The organism is Brachybacterium sp. GCM10030268, assembly GCF_042666305.1.
In the GTDB taxonomy this organism is placed as follows: Bacteria; Actinomycetota; Actinomycetes; order Actinomycetales; family Dermabacteraceae; genus Brachybacterium.
This window is the reverse complement of sequence record NZ_JBHTCW010000017.1, coordinates 1-10,819: the sequence shown is the minus strand read 5'-3', so window position 1 is coordinate 10,819 and position 10,819 is coordinate 1. Positions and strand designations below refer to the sequence as shown.

The window sequence follows — 10,819 nt, the reverse complement described above, 5'->3', positions numbered from 1 at the left end:
TCAGCGCCGACCGGCCGTGACGGATCTTCACCCGAAGGAAGGAACAGCCCATGGCAGCTCTGATCGATGCCGTTCACGCCCGCGAGATCCTCGATTCCCGAGGAAACCCCACCGTCGAGGTGGAGATCCTCCTCGACGACGGCACCTTCGCCCGCGCCGAGGTGCCCTCCGGCGCGTCGACCGGTGCCTTCGAGGCCGTCGAGCGCCGTGACGGCGACAAGGACCGCTACCTGGGCAAGGGCGTCGAGCAGGCCGTCGCGGCCGTCATCGCCGACATCCAGCCCAAGATCCTGGGCATGGACGTCCAGGAGCAGCGTGCGATCGACGCCGTGATGAACGAGACCGACGGCACGGACAACAAGGGCGCCCTGGGAGCCAATGCCATTCTCGGCGTGTCCCTGGCCGTGGCGCGCGCCGCCGCGGACTCCGCCGGGGTGCCGCTGTACCAGTACGTCGGCGGTGCGAACGCGCACATCCTGCCGGTGCCGATGATGAACATCCTCAACGGCGGATCCCACGCGGATTCGAACGTCGACATCCAGGAGTTCATGATCGCCCCCATCGGCGCGGAGAGCTTCTCCGAGGCCCTCCGGGTCGGCGCCGAGGTGTACCACGCCCTGAAGTCCGTGCTCAAGGACCGCGGGCTGGCCACCGGTCTCGGCGACGAGGGCGGCTTCGCCCCGAACCTCGACTCCAACCGCGCCGCGCTGGATCTGATCGTCGAAGCGATCGGCAAGGCCGGCTACGAGGCCGGCAAGGACGTGGCCCTGGCGCTGGACGTCGCCGCCTCCGAGTTCTTCGCCGACGGCTCCTACACCTTCGAGGGCACCTCGAAGTCCTCCACCGAGCTGATCGACTACTACGCCGAGCTCGTCGAGTCCTACCCGCTGGTCTCCATCGAGGACCCGCTGGACGAGGACGACTGGGAGGGCTGGAAGGCCATGACCGACCGCGTCGGCGCCAAGGTCCAGCTCGTGGGCGACGACCTCTTCGTCACCAACCCCGAGCGACTCGGCCGCGGCATCGAGGAGGGCTCCGCCAACGCCCTGCTGGTCAAGGTCAACCAGATCGGCTCGCTCTCGGAGACCCTCGACGCCGTGGACCTCGCCCACCGCGCGGGCTTCAAGGCCATGATGTCCCACCGCTCCGGTGAGACCGAGGACACCACCATCGCCGATCTCGCCGTGGCCACCAACTGCGGCCAGATCAAGTCCGGTGCCCCCGCCCGCGGGGAGCGCGTGGCGAAGTACAACCAGCTGCTGCGCATCGAGGAGGAGCTGGACGAGGCCGCGCGCTACGCAGGTGCCTCCGCCTTCCCGCGTTTCTCGATCTGAGATCCGTCTCGAGGTTGTAACCTCGTGCGCATGAGCAACAGACGACCGGGCGCCCCGCGATCAGCGCGGCGCCCGGTCTCTGTGTCCGGGGCCCGTCGCCCCACGACGCGGACGACCGGGCGCCCCGCCGCGAAGGGTGCCCCCGGCTCCCGCAACCGCGGCCCTGCCGCGGCCTCCCGTCCCCGCAGCACCGCTCCGCGCGGCCCGGAGGAGGACGGTCCCGGGGTCGTCATCACCCGCCGCACCCTCGCGCTGGTCGCGCTGGTCGTCATCGCCCTCGCAGCGCTCGTGCCCACCGTGAACTCCTACGTCGCCCAGCGTCAGCAGCTCTCCGAGCTGCGGGCACAGGTCCAGCGGCAGGAGGAGGAGGTCGAGGACCTGCGCACCCAGGTCGACCGCTGGGAGGATCCTGCCTACGTCGCCGCGCGCGCCCGCGAACGCCTGCTGTTCGCGATGCCCGGCGAGACGCAGTACCGGCTCACCGACACCTCCGGCCGGGACGTCCCGCTGACCGAGGCCGAGCAGGCGGCCGAGAAGGCCCGGGAGGGCGAATGGTTCTCCACGCTCTGGGAGAGCGTGGAGGGATCCAGCCGCGTCACTGCCGAGGACATCCCCGACGAACCCGGCTCCACCGACGAGGACGCCGCCGACGAGCCCCCCGAGGACCCCGACCAGTGACATCCCTTCCGCCCCTGCCCTTCGAGTCCCCGGCCACCGCCCATGACCTCGAGGTGATGCGGGACCAGCTGGGACGGGAGATGCGAGGTGTGGTCTCCATCGCCAGACGCTGCGGCTGCGGGCGTCCTGCAGTGGTCCGCACAGCGCCCCGGCTGGAGGACGGCACCCCGTTCCCCACCTCCCTGTACCTCACCCTGCCGTGGCTCACGCTCGAACTCTCCCGCCTCGAATCGACCGGGGTGATGGCCGAGCTGACCGACCGGCTCGCCACCGACGAGTCGCTCGCGGAGGGCTATCGACTGGCCCACGAGCGCTATCTCGCCCGACGCCAGGAACTGGGCGAGGCCGAGGAGGTCCGCCACGTCAGCGCCGGGGGCATGCCCACCCGGGTGAAGTGCCTGCACGCCCTGGCCGCGCAGGCCCTCGCAGAGGGCACCGGTGTCAATCCCGTCGCCGACGAGGCACTCGGACGGATCCGCGGTGCGGCTCCCGAGCTGATGTGCCGGTGCGCGCACGACCTCGACGCGCACGACCTCGACGCGCAGGACCCCGACCCGCATGACCCCGACCCACACGACTCCCAGGAGCAGCGATGACCGTCCCCGTCGCCGCCATCGACTGCGGCACCAATTCCATCCGTCTGCTCATCGCGCGGCGCGAGAACGACGGCCCCGGCCTCGTGGACGTCGAGCGCCGGCTCGAGATGGTGCGACTCGGACTCGGCGTGGACCGCACCGGCAGCCTCGACCCCGTGGCCGTCGAACGCACGCTGGATGCCGCGACGCGGTACCAGCAGCTGATCGAGCACCACGGAGTCGCCCCCGAGAACGTGCGCTTCGTGGCGACATCGGCCACCCGGGACGCCTCCAACCGTGACGTGTTCATCGACGGCATCCGCGCGATCCTCGGGGTGAGCCCCGAGGTGATCACGGGCGACGAGGAGGCCGCGCTCTCCTTCCGCGGCGCCGTCAGCACGGTCGAGGCCCTGCCCGAGGGGCCACGGCTGGTGGTGGACATCGGCGGCGGGTCCACCGAGCTGGTGCTGGGCACCGAGACCCCGACCCATCGCATCAGCATGGACATGGGCTCCGTGCGCCTGACCGAACGTCACCTCGCCACCGACCCGCCCACCGAGGCGGAGATCGCGGCCGCCACCGCGGACATCGACCTCCTCCTCGAGGACGCGGCGCGAGAGGTGCCCCTGGACCGCGCGGCCGCCCTCGTCGGCGTCGCCGGCACGATCACCACCCTCACCGCCGTCGCCGAGGGACTGACGGAATACCGGCCCGACGTCACCCACGGTGCGACCCTGCAGATCCCGGACGTCGAGCGGATCTGCCGCGACCTGCTCTCTCAGAGCCGCGCACAGCGTTCCCGGCACACCACGATCCACCCCGGACGCATCGACGTGATCGGCGCCGGAGCGCTGATCTGGTCGCGGATCATGCGCCGCGTGGCCGACGCCTCGGGCATCACCGAGACCCGCACCAGCGAGCACGACATCCTCGACGGCATGGCGCTGGACCTGCTCGACCGCGCCCGCTGAGCCCACCGCCGCGTCACGCGGGGCGGACCGTTTTTGTGTGACGGCCGCGACGGTCATAGGCTGTGCCCATGAACACCACTTTCGGCGGCAAGCCCCATGTCCTGATCCTCGGCGGCGGGTCCGTCGGCCAGACGACCGCGTCCGAGCTGCGCAAGACCCTCGGCTCCGAGGTCGCGATCACCGTCGTCGACCCGCGCCCGTACATGACCTACGCGCCCTTCCTCCCCGAGGTCGGCGCCGGCAGCATCGATCCCCGCAACGCTCTCGCGCCCCTGCGCAAGATGCTCCCGGGGACGAAGGTCGTCACCGGTTCGGTGACCAGCATCCGCAGCGCGGAGAGCACGGTGGTGGTCAACACCGAGGAGGACGTGCAGCTCGAGATCACCTACGACTACCTGGTCGTCGGCCTCGGCGCCGTCCCCCGCCTGCTGCCCATCCCCGGGCTGGCGGAGAACGCCATCGGCTTCAAGTGGATCGAGGAGGCCGTTGCCGTGCGTGACCGAATCCTCGCCAACTTGGCGGAGGCCGCCTCCACCAAGGACCCGAAGATCCGCAAGCGGCTGCTGACCTTCACCTTCATCGGTGGCGGATTCGCCGGCGGCGAGGCGATCGCCGAGACCGAGGACATGGTCCGCGACGCCCTGCGCTACTACCCCGACCTCCACGCCTCGGACATCCGCTTCGTGCTGATCGACGCCGCTCCGTTCGTTTTCCCCGAGCTCTCCGAGGATCAGCGCGCCTACGTGCTGAACCAGCTGCGCGAGCGCGGCATCGAGGTCAAGCTGGAGACCTTCCTGAACTCCGCCGAGGACGGCGTGATCAAGACCAGCGACGGCGACGAGTTCGAGTCCGACCTGCTGGTGTGGAACGCCGGCGTCAAGCCGGCCCCGGTGCTGTCCGATTCGGACGTCTCGGATCTGCCCGTGATCACCGAGCGCGGCCCCATGATGGGCAAGCTCGAGGCCCTCGCCGATCTCCGCGTCAACGGCACCGACGGTCCGCTGGACAATGTGTTCGCCGCCGGCGACTGCGCGGCCGTGCCGGATCTGGCCTCCGGCGAGGGCAAGTTCTGCCCGCCCAACGCGCAGCACGCCACCCGTCAGGGCAAGCGTGTGGCCGACAACATCGCCCGCTCCGTGCAGGGCCGGCCGCTGGTGGACTACTACCACAAGAACCTCGGCGTCATGGCGACCCTCGGTATGTACAAGGGAGTCTGCCGGCTCAACCTGGCGGACAAGGAGCTGGACGTCCGTGGCCTGCCGGCCTGGGCCCTGGCTCGCTCCTACCACCTCTACGCGATGCCGACCATGGGCCGGAAGGCCGCCGTCGTCGCCGGCTGGGCGACCAACCTGCTCTCCCGTCGCGACATCGTCGGCATTCCGCAGACCTCGACCCCGCGCGCGGCATTCGAGTACGCCGCGAACACCGGCAAGAAGAAGTGAGCCGACCGGGGGACGCCGCCTGAGCATCGCGTTCTCCCACCCATGACGAGGCACCGTCGCGCACAGCGCGGCGGTGCCTCGTCGTATGTCGGCATCGTGTGACGTTGCGGGCGAGCCACGCCCACCCACAGCCATCAGTCCGGTGACCGAGTATGCTCATTTACATCATGAAGTGAGCGCGAACGGCCATGCGGGACGGCGTCGCCGATGCCGGGCGCTCGACGAGCAGGAGGGAGGATCCCGATGGAGATCCACATCGTGGCGGACGCCGAGGCGGGCGCGCAGGTCGTCGCCGACGTCTTCGAACAGACGGTGCGCGGGGCCCGGGACGCGCAGGACCCCGCACCGCGGCGGGGGGAGGAGACTGTCCCGGCCTCTCCGGGGCGGACCGGCGCCGTGCTCGGCCTCGCGACCGGTTCCACGCCGGTCCCGGCGTACACCGAGCTGATCCGCCGCCACCGCGAGGAGGGACTCTCGTTCGCCGGCACCCGCGCGTTCCTGCTCGACGAGTACGTCGGGCTGCCCCCGGACCACGAGCAGAGCTATCACCGGTTCATCCGGGAGAACTTCACCTCCCACATCGACATCGACGACGCCGCTGTGCATTCCCCCGATGGCTCCGCCGCCGACCCCGTCGCCGAAGCAGCGCAGTACGACCGGCGCATCGCCGAGGCCGGCGGCGTGGACCTGCAGATCCTCGGGATCGGATCCAACGGGCACATCGCGTTCAACGAGCCCGGCAGCTCCCTGGCCTCCCGCACCCGCGTGATCGGACTGACGCGCCGGACGATCTCCGACAACGCCCGGTTCTTCGACGACGTCCAGGACGTCCCCGTGCGCGCCCTCAGCCAGGGGCTCGGCACCATCCGCGAGGCACGCCGCATCGTGCTGAGCGCCACCGGCGAGGGCAAGGCCGAAGCCGTCGCACAGCTCGCCGAGGGCGCGATCAGCGCCCGGTGGCCGGCGACCTGCCTGCAGCTGCACCCGGATGTGGTCGTCGTCGTGGACGAAGCCGCAGCCTCGCGGCTGGAGCTGGCCGACTACTACCGGTATGCCCGCGCGCTGGAGAGCGAGCACTCTGCTGCGGGGTCCGACCGACGTCACAGCTGAGCGGACTGGCTGCGCACGACGGGGCTGTGTGCGGCCGGATACGATCACTGCATGCAGCAGGCTGACCCCTCCTCGTCCCCCTCCTCGACGGCCGTGGCGCCGCGTTCCGGTCTCGACCGGTTCTTCCAGATCTCCGAGCGCGGCTCGACCGTGCCCCGCGAGATCCGCGGCGGGTTGGTCACCTTCTTCTCGATGTGCTACATCGTGGTGCTGAACCCGCTGATCATCGGCACGGTGCCGGACTCGACCGGCCAGTATCTCGGCGGGGGGACGGAGCCGAATCTGCCCGCCGTCGCCGCCGGCACCGCGCTCATCGCCGGGTTGCTGAGCATCTTCATGGGCACCTGGGCGAAGTTCCCGCTGGCCCTGGCGACAGGGCTCGGCCTGAACGCCTACATCGCCTACTCCGTGGCGCCGCTGCCCGGAATGACCTGGGGCGGCGCGATGGGCCTCGTCCTGCTCGAGGGCGTGGTGATCCTGATCCTGGTCCTCACGGGCTTCCGCAAGGCCGTCTTCGACGCGGTGCCACCCTTCCTCAAGACCGCGATCGCTGTCGGCATCGGGCTGTTCATCGCGTTCCTGGGCCTGTTCAACGCCAAGTTCGTGACCACGGCGGCCAGCACCCCGGTCCAGCTCGGCAACGACGGCTCCCTCACCGGTTGGCCGACCTTCGTGTTCGTCGCCGGTTTGCTGCTCATGCTGATCCTGTGGGTCCGCAAGGTCCCCGGTGCCATCCTGATCGCGATCGTCTCCGCGACCGTGCTGGCGATCCTCATCGAACAGGTGCTGGGTCTCGGCGCGTGGGCTCCGGCCGATGAATCCGGCAACGGCAACCCCGGCGGCTGGGCGATGAACGTGCCCACCCTGACCGACTTCCCGATCCAGGCTCCGGATTTCGCGACCCTGTTCACGGTCGACCCCATCGGTGGCATCACCGCCGCGGGCGGCATCGGCGCTCTCGTCATCGTCTTCTCCCTGCTGCTGGCGGACTTCTTCGACACCATGGGCACGATGGTGGGCGTCGCCTCCGGGGCGGACCTGGTCGACGAACGCGGCGATATCCCGCGCTCCCAGCGCATCCTGGTGGTCGACTCCGTCGGGGCGATCGCCGGCGGTGTCGGGGGCGTCTCCTCGAACACGAGCTTCGTGGAGTCGACCTCCGGCGTGGCCGAGGGCGCCCGGACGGGTCTCAGCGCCGTGGTCGTCGGGATCGCCTTCCTGCTGACGACGTTCCTGTCGCCCCTGGTCGCCCTGGTGCCGTACGAGGCAGCGACCCCGGCTCTGGTCACGGTCGGCTTCCTGATGATGACCCAGATCACCGACATCGACTTCACCGACGTCGAGATCGCGCTGCCGGCGTTCCTGACCATCATCCTGATGCCCTTCGCCTATTCGATCACCGTCGGCATGGGCGCGGGCTTCATCATGTACGTCCTGATCCGCGTGGTGAGGGGCAAGGGACGCGAGGTGCACTGGCTCATGTACCTCATCGCTGTGCTCTTCGTCGTGTACTTCCTCCGCGGAGCGATCGAGAGCCTGCTGCTGTGATGGCCGACGACGACCAGGATCCGACCGGACCGGGCCGCCCTCCAGCGGGCGCGGACGGGCCGGAGGGCGTCGACGGTGCCGTGGGCGCTGACGGCGCCGGGCGGGCGGATGGCTCTACGGGCGACGTTTCTGTCGGCGAGGGCTCTGTCGGCGACGTTTCTGTCGGCGACTTCGCGGAGCTGGCCGCCGAACTGCGACGCGTCCTCCTGGTCTCCTCCCGCATCCTCCGCTCGCACACCGCCTCCGAGGACGTCTCCGCCTCGCAGTACTCGGTCCTGGCCTATCTCCAGCGCACCGGGCAGTCGACGCCCGGGGCGCTCGCAGACTTCGAGCACGTCACGCCGCCGGTGATGACCAGGATCCTCGGTCGGCTCGAGGAAGCGGGGATGGTGACCAGAGCTGCCCACCCCGGGGATGGACGCCAGGTACGCGTGACGCTCACCGACGCCGGCGAGCAGGTGGTCCTGCGCGGCCGCGCCGAACGCGACGAGTGGCTCCGCTCCCGCATCCAGGAGGCCGGCCCCGAGGAGCGGGACACGTTGCGCGAGGCGGCCGAGCTGCTGCGCCGGACCCTCATCGAACGTCGGGACTGACCGCTCCGGGATCCGGCGCCGCGTCAGGCGGAGCGATCCAGCACGTGATCCAGCACGGAGATCAGCGAGGCCACATCATCCGGTGCCACCGCCGGGAACGTGGCGATGCGCAGCTGGTTGCGGCCCAGCTTGCGGTACGGCTCGATGTCCACGACCCCGTGGGCCCTCAGCACGGCGGTGATCGCCGTGGCATCGATCGCCTCGTCCACGTCCAGAGTGGTCACGACCTGCGACCGTGCATGTGCCTCACCGACGAACGGTGTGATCTCACCGCGGCGCGCCGCCCAGTCGTGCAGCATCCCGCTGGTGGTCCGGGTCCGCTCATCGGCCCAGGCCAGGCCGCCCTGCGCCAGGAGCCAGTCGATCTGCTCGGCGAGCATCACGAGGGTGGCCACGGCCGGCGTGTTGAGGGTCTGGTCCTTGCGAGAGTTGTCGATCGCGGCGGTCAGGGAGAGGAACGACGGGATCCAGCGGGTGGCGTCGGCCTCGAGGCGCTGGGCCCGCTCGAGCGCCGCGGGGGAGAGCAGCGCGAGCCACAGCCCGCCGTCGGAGGCGAAGGCCTTCTGCGGCGCGAAGTAGTAGGCGTCGGTCTCGGCGATGTCGACCATCACCCCGCCGGCGGCCGACGTCGCATCGATCATCACGAGCTGGTCCGCTCCGGCGCCGGCCGGGCGGCGCACGGGAGCCATCACTCCGGTCGACGTCTCGTTGTGGGGCCACGCGTAGGCATCGACATCGTCGCGAGCCGCCGCTTCCGGCAGGGCACCGGGGTCGGCGCGGATCAGCTCGGGCTCGGCCAGGTGGGGGGCGCCGGCGACCTCGGAGGCGAACTTCTGGGAGAACTCGCCCAGCACCAGGTGCTGGGAGCGGGACTCGATCAGTCCGAAGGCCGCGATGTCCCAGAACGCTGTGGAGCCCCCGTTCCCGAGGACCACCTCATACCCCTCGGGGAGGGAGAAGAGCTCGCGCAGGCCGGCGCGGATGCGCCCGACGAGCTGCTTGACCGGTTCCTGGCGGTGCGAGGTGCCCAGCACCTCGCGGGAGACGGAACGCAGCACATCGACCTGCTCGTCCCGGATCCGGGAGGGACCGGAGCCGAAGCGACCATCGGCGGGCAGGAGCTCCCGGGGGATGGACAGACCGCGGATGGTCTCGGCACGGAGGGTGCGGGCATCGGACATCAGCTGCTCCTCGAGATGGGTGGGCCGGTGCCGCCGGGGACCCGGCGGGCGGGACCATCCTGCCAGGGGCGCGGGCGTCGGCCGAGACCGGTCCGCGCCGGCGCGGATCCCTGCTGCGCCGGTGCGCTCTGCGACTGGACTCTCCGCGCCCGGCCCGGTCGTCCGGCCCCCGCGCCCCGTCCCGGGTATCGACGCACCACGCCCTGTCCCGTCCGGGTACATGGCAGGATCGGATCATGAGCCGTGCCGATCTGGAGAAGCAGCCGTACGACGTCGCGGGGATGTTCGACAGCATCGCCAAGCGCTACGACCTCATCAACGACGTGGTGGGACTCGGGCAGGTGCGGATGTGGCGCGAAGCGATGGTCGACGCGCTCGAGGTCCCTCAGGGCGGCACCGTGCTCGACCTGGCGGCGGGCACCGGGACCTCGTCCTCGGCGATCGCACGGTCCGGTGCGCGCGTGGTCGCGGCCGACTTCTCCTTGGGGATGATGCGCGAGGGGCGGCGCCGGGGGGAGCCCGTGCCGTTCGTCGGGGCCGACGCCCAGCGCCTCCCGTTCGCGACCGACGCGTTCGACGCGGCGGTGATCTCCTTCGGCCTGCGCAACGTCCAGCACCCGCGCGCCGCGCTTGCGGAGATGGTGCGCGTGGTGCGCGGGGGAGGCACGGTCGTGGTGTGCGAGTTCTCGACCCCGAGCTCCCGTGTCTTCCGCACGGCGTACGAGAGGTACCTGCTGCGCGCGCTTCCCACGGTCGCGCGGCGGCTGACCACCAGCGGTGACGCGTATGACTACCTCGCCGAGTCGATCCTGGAGTGGCCGGACCAGGAGGAGCTGAGGGGTTGGTTCCTCGAGAGCGGCCTCGAGCGGGCGCAGTACCGGAACCTCACCGGAGGCATCGTCGCGCTGCACCGGGGCGTCGTGCGTCACTCCTGATCGGGCACTTCGCGCTCGGTGACCCGGGCTCGGGAACCCACCTGCCGACCGATCAAGCCTCTGACCAGCGCCTTTGTAAGTTACCGGCCAGTGTGGCGCAGACCACCGCCGCGAAGGCCGTTCCGGCTTGACGGCACCTGGCGATCTGCGTAATGTTCTTCCTCGTGCCCAGCCGAACGGGACAGCGGGACAGCCGAGAGGTTGGAACGCGAAACCCGGTCCGAGCAGGCACAACGGATCTCTCCGAAATCCGGCGCGGCGCGAGTCACATCGCACCGAGTTGACAAGGAGAACCGGAACCCCTAAGTTATAAGGGTTGCCCCGGAGCAAAGAGCCTAGCGGCTTGGAGCACCGAGTGCGCGTGTTGCTTGATATCTCAATAGCGTGTCTGTTTGTTGATGCCAATATTTGATTGGCAAATTTTAACGGATGATACAGCAGTTATATGCTGG

General features: G+C 70.1%; 10 protein-coding genes. 9 read left to right on the top strand and 1 reads right to left on the bottom strand.

All coding sequences use genetic code 11. The features are described 5' to 3' along the window. Positions 1-50 precede the first annotated feature (50 nt). The 8 genes from eno to ACFQRD_RS16105 all read left to right on the top strand — a co-directional run bounded on the left by eno (position 51) and on the right by ACFQRD_RS16105 (position 8,251). Entirely contained in the window at positions 51-1,334 is a 1,284-nt protein-coding gene (gene eno / locus ACFQRD_RS16140) for a phosphopyruvate hydratase (RefSeq protein ID WP_377019575.1), read from the top strand. Between the two features lie 30 nt (positions 1,335-1,364). Beyond that, a complete protein-coding gene (locus ACFQRD_RS16135) occupies positions 1,365-2,012 on the top strand; it encodes a septum formation initiator family protein (RefSeq protein ID WP_377804763.1) in 648 nt (215 codons plus the stop codon). Further along, positions 2,009-2,608: a DUF501 domain-containing protein gene (locus tag ACFQRD_RS16130; protein ID WP_377804762.1), complete on the top strand. Its 600-nt coding sequence runs from the start codon at positions 2,009-2,011 to the stop codon at positions 2,606-2,608. Before ACFQRD_RS16135 ends, ACFQRD_RS16130 begins: the two co-directional genes overlap by 4 nt. Beyond that, on the top strand, positions 2,605-3,558 hold the full coding sequence (locus ACFQRD_RS16125; RefSeq protein WP_377804761.1) for an exopolyphosphatase: 954 nt from the start codon (positions 2,605-2,607) through the stop codon (positions 3,556-3,558). The genes ACFQRD_RS16130 and ACFQRD_RS16125 overlap by 4 nt, the downstream gene beginning before the upstream one ends. Positions 3,559-3,626: 68 nt before the next feature. Then, entirely contained in the window at positions 3,627-5,000 is a 1,374-nt protein-coding gene (locus ACFQRD_RS16120) for an NAD(P)/FAD-dependent oxidoreductase (RefSeq protein WP_377019570.1), read from the top strand. Between the two features lie 243 nt (positions 5,001-5,243). After that, on the top strand, positions 5,244-6,110 hold the full coding sequence (gene nagB, locus ACFQRD_RS16115; protein ID WP_377019569.1) for a glucosamine-6-phosphate deaminase: 867 nt from the start codon (positions 5,244-5,246) through the stop codon (positions 6,108-6,110). 51 nt (positions 6,111-6,161) lie between these two features. Beyond that, positions 6,162-7,658, top strand: coding sequence for an NCS2 family permease (locus ACFQRD_RS16110; protein WP_377019568.1), 1,497 nt, complete (start codon positions 6,162-6,164; stop codon positions 7,656-7,658). Further along, positions 7,658-8,251: a MarR family winged helix-turn-helix transcriptional regulator gene (locus tag ACFQRD_RS16105; RefSeq protein ID WP_377019567.1), complete on the top strand. Its 594-nt coding sequence runs from the start codon at positions 7,658-7,660 to the stop codon at positions 8,249-8,251. The genes ACFQRD_RS16110 and ACFQRD_RS16105 overlap by 1 nt, the downstream gene beginning before the upstream one ends. Positions 8,252-8,274: 23 nt before the next feature. Here the strand turns inward: ACFQRD_RS16105 and serC are convergent, their stop codons facing one another. Next, positions 8,275-9,432 (bottom strand): phosphoserine transaminase, encoded by a 1,158-nt coding sequence (serC, locus tag ACFQRD_RS16100; protein WP_377019566.1) that lies wholly within the window; start codon positions 9,430-9,432, stop codon positions 8,275-8,277. A gap of 236 nt (positions 9,433-9,668) precedes the next feature. Between serC and ACFQRD_RS16095 the strand changes: the two genes are divergently transcribed. Beyond that, on the top strand, positions 9,669-10,367 hold the full coding sequence (locus ACFQRD_RS16095) for a ubiquinone/menaquinone biosynthesis methyltransferase (RefSeq protein WP_377019565.1): 699 nt from the start codon (positions 9,669-9,671) through the stop codon (positions 10,365-10,367). Positions 10,368-10,819: the final 452 nt, after the last annotated feature.

Excerpts from the sequence above, each read along its gene's own strand:
- ACFQRD_RS16110 (WP_377019568.1), top strand. The coding sequence starts at position 6,162 with ATGCAGCAGGCTGACCCCTCCTCGTCCCCCTCCTCGACGGCCGTGGCG.
- ACFQRD_RS16120 (WP_377019570.1), top strand. The coding sequence starts at position 3,627 with ATGAACACCACTTTCGGCGGCAAGCCCCATGTCCTGATCCTCGGCGGC.
- eno (WP_377019575.1), top strand. The coding sequence starts at position 51 with ATGGCAGCTCTGATCGATGCCGTTCACGCCCGCGAGATCCTCGATTCC.
- ACFQRD_RS16135 (WP_377804763.1), top strand. The coding sequence starts at position 1,365 with ATGAGCAACAGACGACCGGGCGCCCCGCGATCAGCGCGGCGCCCGGTC.
- ACFQRD_RS16105 (WP_377019567.1), top strand. The coding sequence starts at position 7,658 with ATGGCCGACGACGACCAGGATCCGACCGGACCGGGCCGCCCTCCAGCG.
- nagB (WP_377019569.1), top strand. The coding sequence starts at position 5,244 with ATGGAGATCCACATCGTGGCGGACGCCGAGGCGGGCGCGCAGGTCGTC.
- serC (WP_377019566.1), bottom strand. The coding sequence starts at position 9,432 with ATGTCCGATGCCCGCACCCTCCGTGCCGAGACCATCCGCGGTCTGTCC.
- ACFQRD_RS16125 (WP_377804761.1), top strand. The coding sequence starts at position 2,605 with ATGACCGTCCCCGTCGCCGCCATCGACTGCGGCACCAATTCCATCCGT.
- ACFQRD_RS16095 (WP_377019565.1), top strand. The coding sequence starts at position 9,669 with ATGAGCCGTGCCGATCTGGAGAAGCAGCCGTACGACGTCGCGGGGATG.